The organism is Vibrio sp. Isolate34, assembly GCF_022397915.1.
Classification (GTDB): domain Bacteria; phylum Pseudomonadota; class Gammaproteobacteria; order Enterobacterales; family Vibrionaceae; genus Vibrio.
This window is the reverse complement of the sequence record NZ_JAKEUO010000012.1, coordinates 103,750-127,177: the sequence shown is the minus strand read 5'-3', so window position 1 is coordinate 127,177 and position 23,428 is coordinate 103,750. Positions and strand designations below refer to the sequence as shown.

Annotated in this window: 21 protein-coding genes and 1 riboswitch; of the genes, 16 read left to right on the top strand and 5 right to left on the bottom strand. The window is 44.2% G+C overall.

The features are described from left to right. Positions 1-21 precede the first annotated feature (21 nt). Complete coding sequence (luxU, locus tag L1D22_RS14205; protein WP_239830266.1) at positions 22-366, top strand: quorum-sensing phosphorelay protein LuxU; 345 nt, start codon at positions 22-24, stop codon at positions 364-366. A gap of 93 nt (positions 367-459) precedes the next feature. Here luxU and L1D22_RS14200 read toward each other — a convergent pair whose 3' ends face one another. Next, a complete protein-coding gene (locus tag L1D22_RS14200; protein ID WP_017632499.1) occupies positions 460-1,347 on the bottom strand; it encodes a YvcK family protein in 888 nt (295 codons plus the stop codon). Positions 1,348-1,541: 194 nt separating this feature from the next. Then, positions 1,542-1,694: riboswitch (molybdenum cofactor riboswitch) on the top strand. Between L1D22_RS14200 and moaA the strand changes: the two genes are divergently transcribed. The 11 genes from moaA (at position 1,683) to L1D22_RS14145 (ending at position 11,980) form a co-directional block, all read left to right on the top strand. After that, positions 1,683-2,672 carry a GTP 3',8-cyclase MoaA gene (gene moaA / locus L1D22_RS14195; RefSeq protein ID WP_239830265.1) on the top strand — a complete coding sequence of 330 codons (990 nt, stop codon included), beginning with the start codon at positions 1,683-1,685 and terminating at the stop codon, positions 2,670-2,672. (Overlaps the previous riboswitch by 12 nt.) Before the next feature lie 87 nt (positions 2,673-2,759). Next, on the top strand, positions 2,760-3,272 hold the full coding sequence (gene moaB / locus L1D22_RS14190) for a molybdenum cofactor biosynthesis protein B (protein ID WP_004734027.1): 513 nt from the start codon (positions 2,760-2,762) through the stop codon (positions 3,270-3,272). A 12-nt stretch (positions 3,273-3,284) separates the two neighbouring features. Further along, positions 3,285-3,764 carry a cyclic pyranopterin monophosphate synthase MoaC gene (gene moaC, locus L1D22_RS14185; RefSeq protein ID WP_004734026.1) on the top strand — a complete coding sequence of 160 codons (480 nt, stop codon included), beginning with the start codon at positions 3,285-3,287 and terminating at the stop codon, positions 3,762-3,764. After that, positions 3,761-4,006 (top strand): molybdopterin synthase sulfur carrier subunit, encoded by a 246-nt coding sequence (gene moaD / locus L1D22_RS14180; RefSeq protein ID WP_239830264.1) that lies wholly within the window; start codon positions 3,761-3,763, stop codon positions 4,004-4,006. The genes moaC and moaD overlap by 4 nt, the downstream gene beginning before the upstream one ends. Before the next feature lie 2 nt (positions 4,007-4,008). Further along, positions 4,009-4,464 carry a molybdopterin synthase catalytic subunit MoaE gene (gene moaE, locus L1D22_RS14175; RefSeq protein ID WP_102332513.1) on the top strand — a complete coding sequence of 152 codons (456 nt, stop codon included), beginning with the start codon at positions 4,009-4,011 and terminating at the stop codon, positions 4,462-4,464. Between the two features lie 633 nt (positions 4,465-5,097). Then, on the top strand, positions 5,098-6,729 hold the full coding sequence (locus L1D22_RS14170; protein WP_239830263.1) for an ABC transporter substrate-binding protein: 1,632 nt from the start codon (positions 5,098-5,100) through the stop codon (positions 6,727-6,729). A 103-nt stretch (positions 6,730-6,832) separates the two neighbouring features. Then, positions 6,833-7,753, top strand: a complete 921-nt coding sequence (gene oppB / locus L1D22_RS14165) for an oligopeptide ABC transporter permease OppB (RefSeq protein ID WP_019823600.1) — start codon at positions 6,833-6,835, stop codon at positions 7,751-7,753. A 15-nt stretch (positions 7,754-7,768) separates the two neighbouring features. Beyond that, the gene (gene oppC / locus L1D22_RS14160) at positions 7,769-8,671 is read left to right on the top strand and encodes an oligopeptide ABC transporter permease OppC (protein ID WP_239830262.1); all 903 of its coding nucleotides are present in this window, start codon (positions 7,769-7,771) and stop codon (positions 8,669-8,671) included. A 42-nt stretch (positions 8,672-8,713) separates the two neighbouring features. Next, complete coding sequence (locus L1D22_RS14155; protein WP_210449175.1) at positions 8,714-9,685, top strand: ABC transporter ATP-binding protein; 972 nt, start codon at positions 8,714-8,716, stop codon at positions 9,683-9,685. Next, positions 9,682-10,674 (top strand): murein tripeptide/oligopeptide ABC transporter ATP binding protein OppF, encoded by a 993-nt coding sequence (oppF, locus tag L1D22_RS14150; protein ID WP_239830261.1) that lies wholly within the window; start codon positions 9,682-9,684, stop codon positions 10,672-10,674. Before L1D22_RS14155 ends, oppF begins: the two co-directional genes overlap by 4 nt. 364 nt (positions 10,675-11,038) lie before the next feature. Further along, positions 11,039-11,980 carry a glutathione S-transferase family protein gene (locus tag L1D22_RS14145; protein WP_239830260.1) on the top strand — a complete coding sequence of 314 codons (942 nt, stop codon included), beginning with the start codon at positions 11,039-11,041 and terminating at the stop codon, positions 11,978-11,980. On the opposite strand, the gene L1D22_RS14140 is transcribed toward L1D22_RS14145, so the two are convergent. The 3 genes from L1D22_RS14140 to L1D22_RS14130 all read right to left on the bottom strand — a co-directional run bounded on the left by L1D22_RS14140 (position 11,977) and on the right by L1D22_RS14130 (position 16,613). After that, positions 11,977-12,981: a GGDEF domain-containing protein gene (locus L1D22_RS14140; protein ID WP_239830259.1), complete on the bottom strand. Its 1,005-nt coding sequence runs from the start codon at positions 12,979-12,981 to the stop codon at positions 11,977-11,979. The genes L1D22_RS14145 and L1D22_RS14140 overlap by 4 nt on opposite strands. A gap of 122 nt (positions 12,982-13,103) precedes the next feature. After that, a complete protein-coding gene (pta, locus tag L1D22_RS14135; RefSeq protein WP_017632510.1) occupies positions 13,104-15,269 on the bottom strand; it encodes a phosphate acetyltransferase in 2,166 nt (721 codons plus the stop codon). 147 nt (positions 15,270-15,416) lie between these two features. Beyond that, positions 15,417-16,613 (bottom strand): acetate kinase, encoded by a 1,197-nt coding sequence (locus L1D22_RS14130; protein ID WP_010437209.1) that lies wholly within the window; start codon positions 16,611-16,613, stop codon positions 15,417-15,419. Positions 16,614-16,956: 343 nt separating this feature from the next. Between L1D22_RS14130 and yfbV the strand changes: the two genes are divergently transcribed. The 4 genes from yfbV to L1D22_RS14110 all read left to right on the top strand — a co-directional run bounded on the left by yfbV (position 16,957) and on the right by L1D22_RS14110 (position 22,401). Then, a complete protein-coding gene (gene yfbV / locus L1D22_RS14125; protein WP_017062168.1) occupies positions 16,957-17,409 on the top strand; it encodes a terminus macrodomain insulation protein YfbV in 453 nt (150 codons plus the stop codon). Between the two features lie 318 nt (positions 17,410-17,727). After that, positions 17,728-18,693, top strand: coding sequence for an ABC transporter substrate-binding protein (locus L1D22_RS14120; RefSeq protein ID WP_239830258.1), 966 nt, complete (start codon positions 17,728-17,730; stop codon positions 18,691-18,693). Between the two features lie 190 nt (positions 18,694-18,883). After that, a complete protein-coding gene (gene malZ, locus L1D22_RS14115) occupies positions 18,884-20,791 on the top strand; it encodes a maltodextrin glucosidase (protein WP_239830257.1) in 1,908 nt (635 codons plus the stop codon). A 143-nt stretch (positions 20,792-20,934) separates the two neighbouring features. Beyond that, entirely contained in the window at positions 20,935-22,401 is a 1,467-nt protein-coding gene (locus tag L1D22_RS14110; protein ID WP_239830256.1) for a diguanylate cyclase, read from the top strand. A gap of 58 nt (positions 22,402-22,459) precedes the next feature. On the opposite strand, the gene dusC is transcribed toward L1D22_RS14110, so the two are convergent. Continuing rightward, positions 22,460-23,416: a tRNA dihydrouridine(16) synthase DusC gene (gene dusC, locus L1D22_RS14105; protein ID WP_076656953.1), complete on the bottom strand. Its 957-nt coding sequence runs from the start codon at positions 23,414-23,416 to the stop codon at positions 22,460-22,462. Between the last annotated feature and the right edge of the window lie 12 nt (positions 23,417-23,428).

Here is a 23,428-nt window from a genome sequence, read left to right as displayed (position 1 = left end):
GCCAAACAATAAGAAAGAACGATGATGAAAATATTAAATCAGCAAAAAGTTGACGAGCTTGCCGGTGAGATTGGGCAAGAGAATGTCCCAGTGTTATTGGAAATCTTTTTAGGTGAATTGAAGGGATACTACGAGCACCTAGAGCTAAACAAAGATACTGATACGTCTAAGTATTTGGCCGATATCAGCCATGCGTTGAAGAGTAGTGCTGCGAGTTTTGGTGCTGATTCTTTGTGTAATTTTGCTATTAGCTTAGACGCAAAAGTGAAGCAAGCATTGCCCGTTACAGATATTGATTTTCAAGATATGCAGGAACTTCTGCTATCGACTTATACCGAATATCAACAGTTGATGACGGATCTCTAAAACGGCTAATTGCTATATCTACAGGTAGAGATACAGAGACTAAAAAAGGAGCATCATGCTCCTTTTTCGTTTTCTGATGTTTGAACTTATGAACTAAGCCAACTGAGCTTCGATCGCTTGTTGAAGCTTCACTCGGTCGTGTCGCCAATCTCGGTTTGCAGATGCAAGATCCGTGGTCACACAATTCCATTGGCCTTCTAGTTCTGGATGCGGTTCATTGCCTAGTACAACGTCTATCTTACGTGCTTTACAGGTACGTTCACACCACTCCAATTGCTCTTGAAGCGTCATTTTACCTGCAGGACCGTGTTCTGGAGACAGGTTTTCAATGAAGATAACTTTTGCCTTAGTGTTTCCTGCGATGGCTTTACCAATTTCAGGTAGTAGCAGCGGAGGCATCACACTGGTTAAAAAGCTGCCTGGGCCAAGCACAATACAGTCTGCTTCTTCCACCGCAGCTACGGCTTCTTTGGTTGCTGGGACTTCTGGCGACAAGTCCATCATGCGCAGCTTTTCTGTCATGTCATCAACGTTGGTTTCACCGGTTACCCAGCGGCCATCCATCGATAGGGCCGTGAGGTCAGAAGGGTGCTCTGTCATCGGCACGATATTAACGTCGACCTTAAGCATATTTCGAATCAGGTTAATCGCTTCCAATGGACGAACCGAGAGGTTGTCTAATGCTGTGAGCATCAGGTTACCCAAGTTATGACCGTCGAGTTCGCCTTGGCCGCGAAAGCGGTATTCAAACATCATCGAACTAATTGAAGGTTCAGTGATCAATTGGTTGATACAGTTGCGTGTATCTCCCCAAGCGATACCACCTTGGCAGTCTCGAATTCGTCCGGTTGAACCGCCATTATCCGTTGTTGCAACAATGCCAGTTGCGTTGTTACCAAAGTCTTTTAATGCAGCAAGCATACGACCTAAGCCATGGCCTCCACCAATTGCTACGACTTTCTTTGAAGAGTAAATATTCATTTTTTGTTCTTGTTAGATTATTACCAACTATAATTTAGGTTAAATGCTTCTCGCTATATACTCAACAAGAGTTATTTTGAGCGTTTGATACGTTTTTTTTGCCGATGTGACCCGTTTTTTACCATCAGAGCTAGATTCACGTAAAAATATTAAGTATTTTATTACTCAGCTACTGCGCGTATGAATATAACGTGCGGTTGCCATAACTCCGAGCTCTCGCATGCTAAGTCGCACAGTGGTATTTGCTGTACCGATACGCATCAAGAGCCAGTGACATGTTGTCACAAGGGCTTAATTGGAAATGATTATGCCTCCCGTGTTTGGAAAGGTGTTCCGTGGCGCAACAATTCGAAGATAGATTCCATCGCAAGTTTTATTACTTGCGCTTGTCGGTTACAGACGTCTGTAACTTTAAATGTACTTACTGCTTGCCGGATGGTTATAAACCGTCAGGGCAAAAAAACTCGTCTTTTTTAAGTGTTCCCGAGATCAAACGCGTTGTAAAAGCGTTTGCAGATTGTGGTACCTCAAAGATCCGCATTACAGGCGGAGAGCCGAGTCTGCGTAAAGACTTTCCTGAAATCATACATACCGTTGCTTCTACTCCAGGCATCGAAAAAGTAGCCACGACAACGAACGGCTATCGCATGGAGAAACAAGTAGGGCAGTGGCGTGATGCTGGTTTAACCCATATAAACGTGAGCGTGGATAGCTTAGATTCACGTATGTTCCATCAGATCACTGGTGAGAATAAGTTTACTGAGGTTATGCGAGGTATTGATAAAGCGTTTGAGGTTGGCTTTGAACAAGTCAAAGTAAACGTAGTATTGATGAAAGACCTCAATAGCCAAGAGTTACCTGCCTTCCTTAATTGGATCAAAGACAAACCGATTCAACTGCGTTTTATTGAGCTGATGAAAACCGGCGAGATGGACGAGTTGTTTGACAAGCACCATGTGTCAGGTGTTGCGATTCGTAACCAGCTAATTGCGAATGGTTGGTTGCTTAAAGTGAGAGCCGTTAATGATGGCCCTGCGCAAGTGTTCGTTCACCCAGACTACAAGGGTGAGATTGGTTTGATCATGCCTTACGAGAAAGACTTTTGTGAGAGTTGTAACCGACTGCGCGTTTCTGCGACCGGTAAGCTTCACCTATGTCTGTTTGGCGATCACGGTGTTGAACTGAGAGATTTGATTCAAGAAGATCAACAAGAGCAAGAGCTCATCGATCGAATACAGGCTCAGCTTCAAACCAAGTCCGTTAGCCATTTCTTACATGATGGCAACAGCGGCATGACTCCAAACTTGGCGTCAATCGGCGGTTAACCCGCTATATACTCTAACGCATTTTATCGCTCAGCTTCTCTAGGCTGGGCGAATCAGTCTAATTGAAAAATTTATATAGGTGAACAAATGGGTCACGCAGAAAGCAAATTCCAAGCAGCAAACATCGCAGTACTAACGGTTTCAGATACACGTACAGAAGAAAATGATACGTCAGGTGGCTACCTAGCTGAGCATGCTAAAGAAGCGGGTCACAACGTTGTTGATAAGCAAATCGTTATCGACGACATGTACAAGATCCGTGCGATCGTATCTAAGTGGATCGCTGATGAAAGCGTACAAGCGATCATGATCACTGGCGGTACGGGTTTTACTTCTCGTGACAGCACGCCTGAAGCGCTTAAGCCACTATTCGACAAAGAAGTAGAAGGCTTTGGTGAGCTATTCCGTCAAGTGTCTTACGAAGAGATCGGTACATCGACAATTCAATCTCGTGCGATTGCGGGCTTTGCTAACCACACAGTAATCTTTGCGATGCCAGGCTCTACAGGTGCTTGTCGCACAGGTTGGACTAAGATCATCAAGCAACAGATGGATGCTAGCCACCGCCCTTGTAACTTCATGCCACACCTTTCAGTATAAGGCGGTTTGAGTATGAGCCAATTTACACACATTAACGCGTCTGGCGAAGCAAACATGGTCGATGTGTCGGCTAAAGCTGAGACAGTACGTGAAGCGAGAGCGGAAGCATTCGTTCAAATGTCTGCTGAAACGCTAGAGCTGATTGTTTCTGGTAGCCACCATAAAGGTGATGTTTTCGCAACGGCACGTATCGCGGGTATTCAAGCGGCTAAGAAGACGTGGGATCTGATTCCACTGTGTCACCCTCTGCTATTAACTAAAGTAGAAGTGCAGCTTGAAGCTATCGAGTCTGAAAACAAGGTTCGCATTGAATCTGTTTGTAAACTTGCTGGTAAGACAGGCGTAGAAATGGAAGCGCTAACGGCTGCTTCTGTTGCTGCGTTAACGATTTACGATATGTGTAAAGCTGTTCAGAAAGACATTGTTATCGAGAATGTACGCCTGTTAGAGAAAACGGGTGGTAAATCTGGTCATTTTAAGGTGGAATCATGATTACAGTACTTTTCTTTGCTCAAACTCGTGAACTTGTTGGTGTGGACAGCGTTGAAGTTGATGAAAAGTTCAAGACGATTGAAGCGATTCGCAGCCACCTTGTAACACAAAAAGGCAAATGGGATATCGCTTTGGAAGAGGGCAAACTTCTGGCTGCGCTTAACCAATCCATTGTCCCTCTGACAACTGAAGTGAAAGATGGCGATGAAGTCGCTTTCTTCCCACCAGTGACTGGAGGCTAAGCATGGATCCAAGAGTATTAGTGACAGCAGAGGACTTCTCTGTAGGCGACGAATACGACTACTTGGCTCAAGGTACAGCTGCCGGAGCGATTGTGACGTTCGTCGGTAAAGTTCGCGACATGAACCTTGGCGATAATGTGATTGGTTTGTCTCTGGAGCACTACCCGGGTATGACAGAGAAATCATTGAGCGAGATCTGTGATCAAGCTGAGGCACGCTGGCCAATCCAAAAGATGCGCGTTATCCATCGTGTTGGTGACCTCGATATCGGTGACCAGATTGTTTACGTTGGCGTATCCAGTGCACATCGCGGTGCGGCCTTTGAAGCTTGTGAGTTTGTGATGGACTTCCTAAAAACCAAAGCGCCGTTTTGGAAAAAGGAACGTACCACTGAAGCAACTCGTTGGGTTGACTCTCGAGATTCAGATGCGAAAGCTGCAGAGCGTTGGGAAAAATAACCACCCAAGGTTACTCACCTACAGAACGAATATTAAAAGCCGACTATTAAAGTCGGTTTTTTTTGTGCATGCTACAAAGCTATTTATAAATAACTGGTGTATTAATAAATGGTTAATCATTCAAGTTGCATATAAATTCGGTGCGTGATTTTGTCTGTCTTGGTGCATTTCTAAATCTGTTTTGGTGCAGTGCATTATGCTGTTTTGTATAAAGTGATAATCCTCACAAATAGTGGAGTCTATTTAGGGGATATGTGATGTGCAATTAGATTTCATGTGGCATTAATGTTAATTTGCTGACCGAGTTATAGCATAAGATGCTAAAAAAAATTATCAACACAGATACATCAACACTAAAGGCTGTTTTTTAATTAATCCCTATGTGTAACTCACTATTCATTAGGCTTTTATTAGAGATTTACACTGTTACCTTGAGTAATTCGGAGAATTATCCGATTTTTTGCGACTTGTTTATGGCAAATTACTTCAATGGTTGATAGTGTGTGCCTCAATCTTTGTAAGGTTTTAGGTTTTTATGCTTAAATTTTGAGCTAAATAAATCTAAATCACTGCCGTTCAGTGAACCAAGCAAAGAAGTCATGGATGCAATACATAAAACTTGGAGTTTATTAAATGTACAAGAATAAAATCACTCAGGCCCTTCTTCTAGGTGCTGGTTTGGCAGTGGCTGCCTCTTCTACTCTTTCTATCGCTGCTGAAGTTCCAGCAGGCACTGAACTAGCAAAAGTTCAGGAACTGGTTCGCGGTAACGGTACTGAAGTAGCAACACTCGACCCTCACAAATCTCAAGGCGTACCAGAATCTCACGTAATTCGTGACCTTCTAGAAGGTTTAGTGAACCAAGATGGCGACGGTAATACTATCCCAGGAGTAGCTGAAAGCTGGGAAACGACAGACAACAAAACATTTACTTTCCACCTGCGTAAAGACGCTAAATGGTCTAACGGCGATCCTGTAACGGCAAATGACTTCGTTTACAGCTTTCAACGTGCGGTTGATCCTTTAACTGCTTCTCCATACGCTTGGTATATGGAATATACCAAGATGGCGAATGCGAAAGACATCGTCGCGGGTAAGAAAGACAAGAGTGAACTAGGCGTTAAAGCTTTAGATGACTACACGTTAGAAGTGACTTTAGATACAGCGGTCCCATATTTCGTAATGATGATGGGTCACACAACAGTGAAGCCAGTACACAAAGCAACTGTTGAAAAATTCGGTGACCAGTGGACTAAGCCTGAAAACTTTGTTGGTAATGGTGCATTTGTTCCAAATCAATGGGTAGTTAACGAGCGTCTTGAACTAGTACGCAACGAAAATTACTGGGATAACGAACATACAGTTCTTAACAAAGTAACATTCCTACCAATCGAAAACCAAGTAGCGGAAATGAACCGCTTCCTCTCTGGTGAACTAGATTTCACATACGAAGTTCCTAACGAGCACTTCCGTCGCTTACAGAAAGAATACTCAGAAGATGTAAACATTAAGGGTAACCTGTGTACTTATTACTACCAATTTAATGCACAGAAAGCACCTTTCGACGACGTGCGTGTTCGTAAAGCAATGTCTTACGCGATGGACCGTGACATCGTTACGAAAGCTATTCTTGGTCAAGGCCAAAAACCAGCTTACTTCTTGACTCCTGAAATTACTGCTGGCTTTGACCCGGTAACTCCAGAGTATGGTCAACTTTCTCAAAAAGAGCGTATTGCTGAAGCGAAGCGTCTTCTTGAAGAAGCTGGCTACACGAAGAACAACCCGCTTGAATTCAGCCTGCTTTACAACACATCTGAGAACCACAAGAAGCTTGCTGTAGCAATTGCATCAATGTGGAAGAAAGAGCTTGGTATTAACGCGAAACTCGAAAACCAAGAGTGGAAATCATACCTAGACAGTAAAGATACTGGTAACTTTGACGTTGCTCGTGCAGGTTGGTGTGGTGACTACAATGAAGCATCTTCATTCCTAACATTGATGGTTAGCCAGAATACAACTGCTGGTCAGCACTACAAGAGCGCTGAATATGACAAGGTTATCGATAAAGCCCTAAGCTCTACTTCAGAAGAAGAGCGTACGAAGCTATACATCGAAGCAGAAAAATTGCTAGCTAAAGACATGCCAATTGCTCCAATCTACCAGTACGTTACAACACGTCTTGTATCACCTCAGCTAGGTGGTTACCCAGAAGGTAACGCCGAAGATAAGATCTATTCAAAAGATCTTTATATCAAAGCAAAATAACCGCCTATAAAAATAAAATATAACTAACTTAGACCTGTGTGCGAGAAATCGCACACAGTGTCTATTTATTTTTTAATTGTCACAGACTGAAAAGAGTGAGTTTATGCTTAAATTCATTATGAAAAGGATATTCGAAGCGATTCCAACCATGTTGGTGTTGATCACTATATCTTTCTTTCTCATGCGTTTCGCACCGGGTAACCCGTTTTCAAGCGAGCGCCCATTACCGCCAGAAGTTATGGCTAACATTGAAGCTAAATACGGCTTAGATAAACCTGTTTTTGAACAATACACCACGTATTTGACAAATATCTTACAAGGTGACTTCGGTCCATCATTCAAATATCAAGATTACACCGTTAATGAGCTGATCGCAGTCGCACTTCCAGTATCTGCTAAGGTAGGCTTTATTGCCTTTATCTTTACCCTGATTATGGGAGTATCGGTCGGAACGATTGCCGCCTTGAAGCACAACACCTGGATAGACTACACCATAATGTCGACCGCCATGCTCGGGGTAGTAATGCCATCCTTCGTGTTGGCTCCGGCGCTTATTTACCTATTCTCTCTGCACTGGAACATATTCCCAGCAGGTGGTTGGCACGGCGGTACTTATATGTACATCGTGCTACCAGTTATCGCGATGTCTCTTCTTTACGTAGCCACATTTGCTCGTATTACTCGCGGTAGCATGATTGAAACGCTCAACAGTAACTTTATCCGAACTGCACGAGCAAAAGGCCTAAGTTACCGTTACATCGTTCTAAAACATGCACTGAAGCCAGCACTGCTGCCTGTCGTTTCTTATATGGGACCTGCGTTTGTAGGTATCATTACAGGTTCAGTTGTTGTAGAAACCATCTTCGGCTTACCAGGTATCGGCAAGCTGTTTGTTAACGCCGCGTTTAACCGTGACTACTCGCTAGTAATGGGTGTAACCATCTTGATTGGTTTCCTATTCATCTTGTTCAACGCAATCGTTGATATTTTGCTAGCGCTGATTGACCCGAAAATTCGCTACTAACAGGGACGCATGGTTATGTTGAAGAAAAAAGAAAATTTAGAAGCGATCGAAAAGTTCTCTGAGAGCTTAGAAATTGAAGGTCGCAGTTTGTGGCAGGATGCCCGCATTCGTTTTATGCGAAACAAAGCGGCAATGGTAAGCCTGTTTATCCTTACGCTTATGGTATTGGCAGTTATCTTCTTACCGATGCTGGCTCAGTACACTTATGATGATACTGACTGGTACGCAATGCATGCAGCGCCAAGTGCGGACCACTGGTTTGGCACTGATAGCTTAGGCCGTGATTTGTATGTTCGTACTCTTATTGGTGGCCGTATCTCATTAATGGTTGGTGTGATGGGTGCATTCGTAGCGGTACTGATTGGTACGCTTTACGGTGCAGCTTCTGGCTTCATTGGTGGTCGTACTGACCGAGTGATGATGCGTATCCTAGAGATCTTGTACGCGGTTCCATTCATGTTCCTAGTTATCGTTCTAGTTACATTCTTTGGTCGTAACATCATCCTAATCTTCGTTGCGATTGGTGCGATTGCTTGGCTAGATATGGCGCGTATTGTACGTGGTCAAACTTTAAGCTTACGTAGTAAAGAGTTCATTGAAGCTGCACACGTATGTGGTGTAAGCAAATGGAAGATCATTACACGTCATATCGTACCGAACGTGCTAGGCATCGTAGCGGTTTACTCTACGCTGCTTATTCCAAGCATGATCCTTACAGAATCATTCTTATCTTTCCTTGGTCTTGGTGTTCAAGAGCCTATGACAAGTTGGGGCGCGCTGTTACAAGAAGGCTCGCAAACAATGGAAGTTGCAATCTGGCAACTGGCATTCCCTGCGGTATTCATGGTAGTTACGCTGTTCTGCTTTAACTACGTAGGTGATGGTCTGCGCGATGCGCTTGATCCAAAAGACAGATAACGAAATAGCAATTAAAAGCTATAAAAGATTAAGGAAGCAATAATGAGCTTATTAGATGTCAAAGATCTGCGCGTCGAATTTACCACGCAAGATGGTATCGTAACTGCAGTAAACGACTTGAATTTCTCACTTAACCAAGGTGAAACGCTGGGTATCGTGGGTGAGTCAGGTTCAGGTAAATCACAAACGGTATTTGCACTGATGGGGCTGCTGGCTAAGAACGGCATCATCTCAGGCAGTGCAAAGTTTGAAGGCAATGAAATCCTTAACCTACCTGAAAAAGCGTTGAACAAAGTTCGTGCTGAACAGATCGCGATGATCTTCCAAGACCCGATGACATCACTGAACCCTTACATGAAAGTAAGTGATCAGCTGATGGAAGTACTTATGCTGCACAAAGGCATGGGTAAAGCAGAGGCGTTTGAAGAATCAGTACGCATGCTTGAAGCGGTTAAAATCCCTGAAGCACGCAAGCGTATCACTATGTACCCACACGAATTTTCTGGCGGTATGCGTCAACGTGTGATGATCGCAATGGCACTATTGTGTCGTCCTAAATTGCTTATCGCTGATGAACCAACAACCGCTTTGGATGTAACCATTCAAGCGCAAATCATGGAATTGCTAAACGAATTGAAAGATGAGTTCAACACGGCAATCATCATGATCACCCACGATTTGGGTGTGGTTGCAGGTTCATGTGACAAAGTACTTGTGATGTACGCGGGTCGTACAATGGAGTACGGCACGGTTGATGAAATCTTCTACGAGCCAAGCCATCCATACGCAGAGGGCCTACTGAAAGCGATTCCTCGTTTGGATACAGAAGGTGAAATTCTACCGACTATTCCAGGTAATCCACCAAACTTACTTCGCCTGCCAACAGGCTGTCCTTACCAAGACCGTTGTCACCGCGTAATGGATCGTTGTAAGCAAGAAGCACCTATTTTGACGCCATTTGGTAATGACCGTCAGCGTGCTTGTTTTTCTGACTGGGAGACTTGGACAAAATGAGTGTAGATAAACAGTTATTACTAGATATTAAAGACCTGAAAGTTCACTTTAGCATCGCAGCTAAATCAGCGTGGCCTTGGGCAAAACCGTCAAACCTGAAAGCTGTTGATGGCGTTGATATCCACCTTTACGAAGGAGAAACGCTGGGTGTAGTAGGTGAGTCTGGTTGTGGTAAATCGACATTTGCTCGTGCAATCATTGGTTTGGTTGAAGCGACAGACGGCGAAGTGATGTGGTTAGGCCAAGACTTGACTAAAATGCAGGAAGTACAGCGTCGCGAAACTCGTAAAGAGATTCAGATGATCTTCCAAGACCCGCTCGCATCGCTTAACCCGCGTATGTCTGTTGGTGACATCATTGCAGAGCCTCTAGAGACTTTTTACCCAGAGCTTTCTAAACAGGAAGTGAAGGACCGAGTTAAAGAGATGATGGCAAAGGTTGGTTTGCTACCAAACGTAATCAACCGTTACCCGCATGAGTTCTCCGGTGGTCAGTGTCAGCGTATCGGTATCGCACGTGCTCTCATCTTGAAGCCTAAGATGATCATCTGTGATGAACCAGTTTCAGCATTGGATGTATCTATCCAAGCTCAAGTAGTTAACCTTCTGAAGGAGCTACAAAAAGAGTTAGGTTTGTCTTTGGTATTCATCGCGCACGATTTGTCGGTTGTTAAACACATTTCTGACCGTGTGTTGGTGATGTACTTAGGCAACGCGGTAGAACTTGGCGAATCAGAAGCATTGTTCTCTGATCCTAAGCACCCGTACACCAAAGCGTTGATGTCTGCAGTTCCAATTCCAGATCCTCGCTTAGAGCGCAGCAAAACCATTCAGATGTTGGAAGGTGATCTACCGTCACCAATCAATCCGCCATCAGGTTGTGTGTTCCGTACTCGTTGCCCACAAGCGACAGAGGCGTGTGCGCAAACTAAGCCAACGATTCAAGGCGATGACGTTCACGCAGTATCTTGCTTGCACGTACAAGTCTAGAGCCTATTTAAAACGGTTCAGCCTGTGACAGGCTTAAGCGCGACTAGTTATTAGAGTCGCGCTTTTTTTGTCTTAGGTTTAGGCTTATTGGTCCGCTCAACAAGCTTCATCAAAATATTCGAACAACTAAGCCAACTTCTTCTAGTTTTGAAAAAGTTGGCTTTTTTTATACTAATACCAATCGTAGTAAATAACTGCTCATACTAGCTTGTTAAAACGCTCGATAACGGCGTTAGAATTTTTGATTGTAGATAGCTACTAACAGAAAAATTCTTCCTTGTTCTCAAGCCTTTTCTCTACGCTATTTCTGAACATTTACTTACTGTGATTGGTATAAAAAAGTTAGCATTACAGGGGTTTGGATATGGGTAAGTTAGTTGAAGGTGTTTGGCACGACGTGTGGTACGACACCAAAGAAAGCGGTGGTAAGTTCGTTCGTGAAGATGCGGGCTTTCGCAACTGGGTTGAAAATAAAGCCGGAGCGCAATTTGAGCCAGAAAGTGGTCGTTACCACCTATATGTATCGTTAGCTTGTCCGTGGGCGCATCGCACGCTGATCTTCCGTGAACTGAAAGACCTAACCGATCACATCGATGTGACAGTAGTTTGCCCTGACATGATGAGTGAAGGGTGGCAAATGGGCTTGCCTGAGCCTCTGTTCGGTCACACTCGCATGCACCAAATCTACACCCAAGCCAAACCGGACTATTCAGGTCGAGTAACGGTTCCTGTTTTATGGGATAAGAAAACCAACACCATCGTTAGCAACGAGTCGTCTGAAATCATCCGCATGTTCAATTCAGAATTTAATGAGTTAACAGGTAACACCGATGATTACTACCCATGGGAATTGGCGAGCAAGATTGACGAGTGGAACGACTACATCTATCCGAACATCAATAACGGCGTTTATCGTACCGGCTTCGCGACCACACAAGAAGCTTATGAAGAAGCGTATGACGCGTTATTTGAAGCGTTAGACAAAGTGGATACCCACCTTAGCGAAAACCGTTATCTGGCAGGTAACGAGATTACAGAAGCGGATTGGCGGTTGTTTACGACCTTGGTTCGATTCGATGCAGTGTATGTTGGCCACTTCAAGTGTAACAAGCAGCGAATTGAGGACTACGCAAATATTCAGGGTTACCTAAAAGAGCTGTATCAGATCGAAGGGATCAAAGAGACGACCGATTTTTACCATATCAAGCGTCACTACTACTACAGCCACACTGGTATCAACCCGACTCAAGTGGTGCCTAAAGGGCCAGATCTGGATTTAGACTCACCTCACGGACGTGGTCTCTAAGCCGCGACAATTAAATTTCTTCCTGACTGTTTTGCTTTGTAGAGTGCTTTATCAGTTCTCTGCAAAGCATCATCAAGTTGTTCAGTCATTCCCAGGGATGAGAGTTCAATCAATCCACCGCTGATGGTGACCTTGATGTGGTGATTGCCTTTAGATATAGCCATTTCAGCAATCGACTCTTTTAGCTCATCAGCTTTCGTTGTCGCATCCTCAAAGTTCTCAGCTTCAAAGATGACACAAAACTCCTCACCGCCAATTCGATAAACCTTACCGCTTGGTAAGACTCGTTGTGTTTCAGACACCACTTCTTTTAGAACCTGGTCACCAATACTGTGTCCGTAGGTATCATTGACCGTTTTAAACCAATCTAAGTCGAAATGCAGTAAGTAGTCAGCTGGGCTGTGATGTAGTGTGTTCAAAGCATCTTGTTGTAGGGCCAGCCGATTGAACGCACTGGTTAGGGCATCAGTTCGCGCCAGTTGTTCAAGTCGTTCTTTCACACCAATACGCACTGACTCATGATTGAATGAGATGAGCCAAATCATCGAATATGGGATAACGAAGTTTACGAATGCAAAAGGGTAAACGCCTTCGCTGAATAGGTTAGGGAAGTAAAACAATGCGGTCGCCCCTAGCATCGCGAAAGTGAACAGCGAGCCAATGAATCGGTTAAACAGTAGTTGGTACAGTGGAGGCAGGACAAAGACCCACATGATGATAGCAGCTTGTGGTTTCGCGTTCGCAAATCCATAGATCAGACCTCCAGTAATCACAGTTGCTAACAACAGAGGTTGCCAAGAAAGTGAAAAGCCACGTTTAGTCTCGTAATAGACGTGGAAAAGGATCAGTGAGATAAGCACTTCCAGACTGCCGAGAGCATAATCTTTACTCAAAAAGAAATTTGAAGAAGCAACGACCAACACAAAAAGGGCGAGTGCGATACTCACACTTTTTAATACATGATCACGTATTGCTGACTCTTTGGTAAATTCAATCGACATGTGTCACTTTCACCTTCTAAACCTATTATTTGGTATGCTATACAATAATAAGACATAAAAAAAGCCCACGCAATTGCATGGGCTTTAACACTCTTAAAGTCCCTTAGGACATGAAAAGGTAATTAGTTAATTACTTTTTCTTCAGCTTGAGCTGCTTGGTCTGCTTGGATAGCCGTTAGAGCTACTGTGTAAACGATGTCGTCTACTAGAGCGCCACGAGACAAGTCATTTACTGGCTTGCGCATACCTTGAAGCATTGGACCGATAGATACTAGGTCCGCTGAACGCTGTACAGCTTTGTAAGTCGTGTTACCAGTGTTTAGGTCTGGGAATACGAATACAGTCGCTTTACCTGCTACTGGAGAGTTTGGTGCTTTAGAAGCAGCAACGTTTTCCATGATAGCCGCGTCGTACTGTAGAGGGCCGTCGATCACTAGATCTGGACGTTTCTCTTGAGCAATCTTAGTTGCTTCACGTACTTTATCTACGTCTGCACCCTTACCAGATTCACCAGTAGAGTAAGAGATCATAGCAACGCGTGGGTCGATACCGAATGCCGCAGCAGAATCTGCAGATTGAATAGCGATTTCAGCAAGCTGTTCAGCTGTTGGATCTGGGTTGATCGCACAGTCACCGTATACAAGAACTTGATCAGGCAGAAGCATGAAGAAGATTGAAGATACGATAGAAGCATCAGGAGCAGTCTTGATGATCTGGAACGGAGGAACGATAGTGTTCGCCGTTGTGTGAACAGCGCCAGAAACTAGGCCGTCAACTTCACCAGCTTCAAGCATCATAGTGCCTAGGAATACTGAATCTTCTAGCTTCTCACGAGCTACAACTTCAGTCATACCTTTAGCGCCACGAAGTTCAACTAGACGAGCTACGTAGTTTTCGCGAACTGATGCAGAATCGATGATCTCAACGCCAGCGCCAAGCTCAACACCTTGCTGTGCAGCAACACGACGGATTTCTTCTGGGTTACCTAGAAGTACACAAGTCGCGATACCGCGCTCAGCACAGATAGCCGCAGCTTTAACTGTACGTGGCTCATCACCTTCAGGAAGAACGATGCGCTTAGCCGCTTTACGAGCGAATTCAGTTAGCTGGTAACGGAATGCTGGTGGGCTTAGACGACGGATGCCTTGAGTGCCTTCAGATAGAGAGTCAATCCAAGGGCCATCGATGTGGCTTGCAACGTGATCGTTAACGAATTCAATACGCTCTTTATCGTCTGCAGGAACTTCTAGGTTGAAGCTCTGTAGGTTTAGAGACGTCTGCCAAGTGTTACCTTGCGCCTTGAAGATCGGTAGACCTGAAGCGAATGCTGGTGCACATAGGTTAGCAATGCTTTCTGGGATGTCGTAACCGCCAGTAAGCAGGATTGCGCCAATCTCAACGCCGTTTTTCGCAGCAAGAGCAGCAGCAACGATAACGTCAGGACGGTCTGCAGAAGTTACTAGCAGTGAACCTGGCTTAAAGTGCTCAATCATGTGCGGTAGAGAACGTGCACAGAAAGTGATGCTCTTAATACGACGAGTCGCGATTTCACCTTCGTTGATGATTTCAGCGTTAAGGTGCTTAGCCATATCAACCGCACGAGTTGCGATTAGGTCGATGCTCCATGGCACACAGCCAAGAACACGGATAGGGCTAGAGTTGAAGATTTGCATTACTTCAAGGTTCGCTTGCTGAGCTGTATCTGCATCGTCGAAGATTTCAGATAGGTCAGGGCGAGTACGGCCAGCTTCATCAACAGGAGCGTTAAGCTTGTTGATGATTACGCCTTTGATGTTCTTGTTCTTAGTACCTCCGAAGTTAGAACATGCTACTTCGATACGCTCTTTAAGTTGCGTAGGGTTGTCAGTACCAGGAGTCGCAACGAATACGATCTCCGCGCCAAGTGTTTTCGCGATTTCCGCGTTTACTTGGTTAGCAAATGGGTGCTTACGAGTAGGTACTAGACCTTCGATTAGCGTTACTTCTGCGTCTTTGTTGATCTTGTTGTATTGCTCAACAACAGACTCAAGAAGTACGTCCATTTTTTCGCTACCGATCAAAGCTTCAGCTTTAGTCATTGCGATTGGCTCACCAATCTTAATGTCGCTGTTTACGCTGATAATAGTAGACGTTAGATCTGGTTGATCACCACCGCTGCGAGGCTGAGCGATTGGCTTGTAGAAAGAAACACTTACGCCCTTACGCTCCATAGCGCGAAGAACACCCATGCTAACACTAGTAAGACCAACACCAGCGCTTGTAGGGATAAGCATAATAGTACGTGACATTGACGAACACCTTTGACTATTGGAAATAAAAAAAGCTCAACTGCTATTCCCACCGATATTTAAATTGGGGTAGGAATAGAAGTTGAGCCCCATTTTCTTGATATGAAAAACTGACTAGCTTCGAGTGAAGCTAGTCAGGAAAATCAATTAAAGACCTGCTAGTTTCGCAGTGTCTTCAGCAATTACTAGCTCTTCGTTAGTAGAGATAACCATTGCTGGGATACGGCTGTTAGCTGTAGTGATAGTACCTTCGCCGCCGAAACGAGCTTTAAGGTTAGCTTCACCGTCAACTTCGATGCCGAAGATGCCTAGGCGGTTAAGAACCATTTCACGGATTGGGCCAGAGTTCTCGCCGATGCCGCCAGTGAAAGTGATTGCGTCTAGACGACCTTCTAGAGTTGCAGTGTAACCAGCTACGTACTTAGCTAGACGGTGACAGAACACGTCCATTGCACGAGTTGCTTCTTCTTTCTCACCGTAGTTGTCTTCAACGAAACGACAGTCAGAAGTCACTTCAGTTAGACCAGCAAGACCAGACTCTTTAGTTAGCATGTTGTTGATTTCTTCAACAGAGTAACCAAGAGCGTCGTGTAGGTGGAAGATGATCGCAGGATCTAGGTCACCACAACGAGTACCCATTACAAGACCTTCAAGAGGAGTAAGACCCATAGAAGTATCTACAGATTGACCGTTCTTGATAGCACATACAGAAGCGCCGTTACCTAGGTGACAGTTGATGATGTTAACTTCTTCAACTGGCTTGTTTAGTAGGCCTGCAACTTCACGAGTGATGAATAGGTGAGAAGTACCGTGCATGCCGTAACGACGGATGCCGTGCTCTTTGTACAGGTTGTACGGTAGAGCGTATAGGTAAGACTCAGAAGGCATTGTTTGGTGGAACGCAGTGTCAAATACAGCAACGTTTTTAAGGCCTGGGAAGTTCTGTTGAGCCGCTTCGATACCGATAAGGTGAGCTGGGTTGTGAAGAGGTGCGAAAGTTGCAGCGTCTTGAATACCCTTAAGTACTTCATCAGTGATAAGTGCAGAAGAAGTGAACTGCTCGCCACCGTGTACGATACGGTGACCGATAGCGCCAAGGTTAGCTTTAAGCTCAGGCTTAGAAGCAAGAATAGTTTCTACCATGAAAGATAGTGCTTCTACGTGAGCTGCGCCCGCGCCTAGTTGTGCTTCGTGCTTGCCATCAAGTTTCCACTTCATACGAGCTTCTGGAAGACCCAGACACTCAGCAAGACCAGTTAGGTGCTCAGCACCTGTTTCTGCATCAACCACAGCGAATTTAAGAGAAGAACTACCACAGTTTAAAACTAAAACTAGCTTAGACATTAATGACTACCTGTTAATTTTTCTGATCGAAATCAGTTAAGGATGAAAATTAATCTCAAGAATAGACGAAGCACGGTAGCTTGCGTACTAACCTTGGTCAAAAAAACGTTAATTTCCGTATAAAGTGAAAGCGCACTTTTTCAAAAAAAGAGCCTTGTGCATTCCTTGCAGAAGTCTTCTCAAAGTTGCTTAAATTGTAAATAAGGGCAACAATGAGATTGAGGTCTGCAAATAATAGCGATATTGTGCAAATATAACAAAAAAATTTGAAAGAATATTATTTTTCGTCAAATTTTTGTGTTTTTAGTTGATGATTTCAACTTTTTTTTAATGGGAGACTCATATGAGCAATAGAGTTGGTTTAGCTAGCAGTTTAAAAGATGGCCAAAAGTACATGGATCTCTGGCCTGTTCGAAAAGAGTTAAACGCTATTTTCCCTGAGCAACGCATCATTAAAGCGACGCGCTTTGGTGTAAAGGTGATGCCCGCGATAGCTGCTATCAGCGTTCTTACGCAAATGGTCTTTAATAATTACCAAGCGATGCCACAAGCTGTGGTTATGGCTTTGTTTGCGATTAGTTTGCCACTTCAAGGCATGTGGTGGTTAGGTAACCGCTCAAATACACAACTTCCGCCTGCGTTAGTGTCGTGGTACCGCGAACTGCACGAGAAGATCACTGAAACGGGTTTTGCGTTAGAGCCAATGAAGCCACGCCCTCGTTATAAGGAGTTGGCGATCATTCTGAATCGTGCATTCCGTCAGTTAGACAAATCTTCAATGGAACGTTGGTTCTAAGAAAACCTCACTTCTCCCTATCGTCTGAGAACGGCTACACATAGCAGATAGCATGTTCTCAGATTCGTTCCTCGTGACACTTTTCGTTCATCTTACCCTTCGTTGTTTGTCTCACCTATCTCTTGTTATTCACTTCGTTTCTTACCTATGGATTCAACCCAACCAGCCTTTTGACGCATAATTCGAGCTTTGTTGTGTTTTTGTTAAATATCACTTCAAGTTATCAAAAGTTACTGGTAATAATATCAATAGTGAATTTAATGTTGTGTTCTCTCTAGATCGAGCAATAACAACGAGCGCTTGATGAAGGGAGTATTGATGGGGTCTGTAAGAAAAGTATTAACGGCAGCGTTGAGCAGTTGCCTGTTGTTATGGGCTAGTGGTGTGGCAGCAAATATTGCCAAGGTATCGGTGTCACAAGTTGTAGATCATCCAGATCTAAATGCAACACGCTTAGGGCTTCTTGAAGGATTGAGAGCTAAAGGCTATGAACCCGGAAAGAACTTAGAGTTTTCCTATGAAATGGCGGATGGGAATCCAGCGCAAGCTGCCAAAATTGCCAGAGAGCTCGTTAGTGAAAATCCCCATGTATTGGTAGGTATCGCAACACCGACCTCACAAGCCTTAGTGTCGGCGACTCGCTCGATTCCTATCGTGTTTACCGCGGTTACGGATCCTATCGGCGCTAGGCTCGTTAAACAATTAGAAAAGCCGGGGCGTAATGTCACGGGGCTTTCTGACTTATCTCCGATCACTCAGCATGTGTCATTAATCAAAGAACTGCTCCCTGAAGCTAATTCAATCGGTGTTGTTTACAACCCAGCAGAGGCAAATGCAGTTGCCTTGGTTGGACTGTTAAAGAAAGCGACGCGAGACTTTGGTTTTACTCTTTATACAGAAAGAGCACTCACCATTGATGATGTGGAATCAAAAGCAGAATCAGTGGCAAAGAAATCGGATGTTATCTACGCCTTAACGGACAATACTGTTGCAAGCGGCATGGAAGGTCTTATCAACGCGGCTAACCAAGCTGATACACCCGTCGTCGCAGGCGCTACATCTTATGTAGGAAAAGGCGCTATTGCAGGTTTGGGTTTAGATTATTATGACGTTGGGGTACAAACTGCGGATTATGTAGCGGCTATTCTCAATGGACAAAAGCCTGGAAAATTGAGCGTTAAAACCGCACAAAGCTCACAACTGGTGGTGAATTTGGAAGCTGCTCGTGAGTTAGGTGTGACATTGCCTCAATCAGTGATCGACCGCGCGGTAGTCAGTCGTTAATAGGTCGACTTCAAACGCGATCTAGGTTTGGTAACAGGCCTATTCATTTGATCATTTTGAGAGAAATCGTCTTACTGAAAACAAAGTGGGTCTACAAAGCGTGATCTACTTTGACTGACGATATTTTTCTGATTGTCGCCAACAAATAATTTCATATCTTAAGCAAATTAAACATTGCTCGAGAACCACTATGAAGCCATTTATCTTTCATGCGCAAACCCCCGACTACTTCCACGAAAAAGACGGCATTCTGACCGTTAAATTAATGACTGACCGCAGTGATTGGAATAGGGTTCTGTTGAGGCATGAACCGGATAACGAAGAGTATCTGCTTGATATGATCAAAGTTGGTACTGAAGGTCGTTTGATGGTGTGGCAAGTCTCTTTTCCAGTTAATTCAGACAGAGACATTACTCATTATGTATTCAAGTTAGTCGACTCATCAGGACAGCACTGGCTTGATGCTAGGGGGGTACATAGTCGCGTTCCAAGCCGTGAGTTTCATTTCAAGTTTAATGCCCATCATCGCCCACCATCATGGGTCTCGGAGCAGGTCTTCTATCAAATCTTCCCTGAACGTTTTTGCAATGGTAACCCGAGTATCAGTGTTAAAGCAGGGGAATATCGCTTAAAAGAAAACACATTAGATGTCGTTGTTAAAGAGTGGGGCGATTCTGTTGAAGGGCACAATGGAACCGGTGCTGCTGAGTTTTTTGGTGGCGACTTGGCGGGTATTCGTAACAAGCTAGACTACTTACAAGATCTAGGTATTACCGCTTTGTACCTAAACCCGATCTTTCAATCACCGAGCAATCACAAATACGACACGACCGATTACTACAAAGTCGACCCACACTTTGGCACGAATGAAGAGTTCGCGACGCTCTCTAGCAATATTCATGCTCGTGATATGAAAATTGTCTTAGATGCCGTGTTCAACCATACATCGGTCGAGCACCCATGGTTTGATAAGCTAAAAAACAACATTTCAAGTTCAAGTTCAAATCTGAACTCAGATAAAGGAGCTTATGGTCATTCTGATTCTCCTTATCATGACTACTATTTTTTCGAGCCAAGTGATTCGAAGAAATACGTAGGATGGAAAGGGATCTCATCGCTCCCTGTTTTAAATTTCTCTAACGAAGCAGTTCGAGATCATATCTACCAATCCGAAGAGTCAGTGATCAAACATTGGCTGAAAGCGCCTTACCATATAGATGGTTGGCGTTTCGATGTGATCCATATGCTAGGGGAAGGTGAGGGCGCCTATAACAATGCACATTATGTAAAGGCATTCCGTGACTCAGCTAAGGATGAGAACTCAGAGGCTTATATCTTGGGAGAGCATTTCTTTGAGGCCAGCCAATGGTTACAGGGAGAGCAAGAAGACGGGTCAATGAACTACTATGGTTTTGCCCATCCGGTCCGCGCGTTATTGGCAAAACAAGATATCGCTTATGAGCCAATCAATATTGATATGTTCGCTTTCTCCGATTGGTTAGCAGAAGCAAGAGCTATGGTGCCATGGCTGAATCAGTTATCGCAGTTGAATCAATTGGATAGTCACGATACAGCACGGTTCTTGACGCTTCTCAATGGCGACGAAGCGAAGCAAAAATTGGCTCTGACTCTATTATTCACTTACGTTGGGACGCCGTGTTTGTACTACGGAACCGAGGTGGGCTTAGAAGGTGGTCAAGACCCGGATAATCGCAGATGTTTCCCGTGGGGAGCAGAGCAAACCTCCGATTGGTTCTCATGTCATCAAGCGTTGATAAGTTTGCGAACAGAACGCAGAAGCTTACAAAGTGGTGCTTACTTAGAGTTGTATTGTGATGCTGAAACCTTAGTGTTTGCACGTTGTCTTGGAAGGGAAAAGACCTTAGTTGTACTAAACTTGTCTAACAAAGCAAAGTCGCTAGCTTTACCTGTATGGATGCTTGGACAAGAGCAAGGTGAGCTGGTCGCTTTGCTTGGTCGAATAGAACGTGTTTTGATCTGTAACGGTACCGCAGATATTGTTATTCCAGCGATGCAGTCGATGATTTTTGATGTAGCAATAAACTGGATTAAATCACTCAGGGCTAACCTTGCTTAGTCTGGGCTAGTTTTTAAAGCTTTAAGTGAATGGTAGAGATCGATTCATATCAATTTACACTCTTTTACCTCGTGGGATATGACAATTAATGTAATAATATTAATGGGGTAAATGAAAATAGCTGAGCACTAAGAGCACATTATATGAAAATAAACAGGCACTTTAGCCTTCGCTTTGTCTTTGGATTCCCTGCCGTGATCGCCATAATGTTGCTAGGTCTAATTGGTAAGAATCATTTTGATGCGGTAAAAAAAGATATCAACGTTGAGTTTCATCGCATCGAAGAGATGTTCACACGAACGACGAAGGTGGTTACTGCTTTAGATTACAGCTTCTCAAACTACTACAAATCCGGAAATCCACTTTTTCTCGACCATAATAAGCAGGTAGTTAATGGCCTATGTAACATTTGGCCTATCGACGTCCTGCTTCTCGCAGATGGTAAAACCGGTGATATCCCTTCAGTTGACATCGACTATATGCTGGTTGGTGAAGAGTCGTTGTGCTCTGAAAGCAGCGATAGCTATAAAGGTGCATCAGAGAAGATCGCTTTAGCTCCTATCCTTTCATTTCTATCTCAACTTGATGAATATCATGACGGCGTGCATTTTATTGATACGAGTGGCTATGTGATCTCTTCGCCGGAAGATTTTGCCAAAGGGCTGAGTAAAGAGCTGCTCTCGACTATAAAGAGTCGTCCTTATTGGCAGAAAACGGCCAACAATCCGGATCAACTCACCCTTTCTGGGCCTGGTTTTCGTTTTGATTCCCTTGACCGTATTATCAGCATGACGATTCCCGTGTTTCACAAAGGTGTTCACCAAGGGATGCTGTCGGTGGATATTAATGCTGACAGGTTGCTCGCGAACTCCAATGAGCATCTGGCTGGTCGGGTAGATATTATCGACACTACTTTGGTTAGCCCCATTGATTCGGCTTTTTTTTATCACGAGATACAGCTAGAAGGTGTCGCATCCCATCATGCAATGTACTACGAGTTGAGTATTGCCAAAGAGATTGAGCACTTTCTCGTGTATGAGAAAGACAGCCTTATCGTTGCTATCATTGTCTATCTTTTCTCTGTAACGATCTTTTTCTATGTAAATTCGACGATTGAACGAGGTTACTTCAAAGAGCTCGCTGCGAAAGACCCAATGACTGGGCTGTTAAACCGACGTGGTTTAGAAGCATTTTGGCGAAGAGTAGACCACGATCAATTGTTTGCCTTAACGGTATTTGATATCGATGATTTCAAGTCAATCAATGATACTTATGGCCATGACAAAGGTGATGATGTGATTCGTTATATGTCGCGGCAGATCAGTAACAGTGTTCGAAGCAGCGATGTGGCCGCAAGGTTTGGTGGGGAAGAGTTTGTCGTTTACATGAAAGGTGATGACCGTGAAACTCTGATGAGAACACTAGAGCGCGTGAAAAAAGCAATCAGTGCTAAATCAGTCGATATTGTTCCGAATGGGTTCACAGTGTCTGGCGGTGTCTGCATAGTAGAAAAAGAGCAAGGTAAGCTCAACTTTGAAGAGATATTTAAGTACGCCGATGAAAAGCTTTACGTGGCTAAGACGACGGGTAAAGACCGTCTCGAATTTTAACCAAGTTAATTAATCGGCGTATTGTTAGATGTAGGGAGCAGCCAGCTTGTTCGAAGATTCAAACAGGTTGGCAGTACTGCTCTTGATAACGTTTAATCTGCTCGACAATCGGAGCCGCTTTTTTATAGGTTCTGATCTCACGAAACAGTTCTTCAGCTTCCGGGTACTCTTTGCGTAGATACACAAACCACTGTTTTACGCGATTTGGATAATACAGACCTTTATCACCCTCAATTTCAAACTCAGAGTAACGTAGCAGCAGGGCAATCACTTGTTGCCAAGGCATTGGCTGGTGGTTGTGTTTAACGACGTTACCAAGGTTTGGAACATTGAATGCACCACGACAGACCATCAATGAATCGATACCTGTGGTTTTGATGCAATCTTGACCATCTTGGTAATTCCAGATCTCACCATTCGCAATCAACGGCAGAGAGGTTTTCTGACGGATCTGATTGATGTAATCCCACTTGATTTCACTGGCCTTGTAACCACCAGTTTTGGTTCTTGCATGCACGGTCAGTTCGTCGGCTTTTGCTTGTTCAATAGCATCGACAATCTCAAAGCACTCATCTGGGTGTTCCCAACCTAGGCGAATCTTCGCGGAAACAGGGATATGTGCAGGCACCGCTTCTCGAGTTGCTTTGACTACTTGGTAGATAAGTTCTGGCTCTTTCAATAGAGACGCACCACCGTTACTCTTGTTTACCGCTTTTGCTGGGCAACCAAAATTAAGGTCGATGCCTTTTGCGCCAAGGCTTGCTGCTTGGATAGCGTTTTCTGCCATCCATTTTGGGTGTTGTCCAAGCAGTTGAACGTGAACAGGAACACCGGCCATGGTTTGAGAGCCTTGGTGGAGTTCTGGACACAAGCGATGGAATACATGCGGTGGCAGTAATTGATCCGTAACGCGAACAAATTCAGTGACACAGAGGTCGTAATCATTGATCTCTGTAAGAATTTCACGCATGAGGTGGTCTAGAACGCCCTCCATCGGGCCAAGTATTACTCGCATTCTGATTTACCG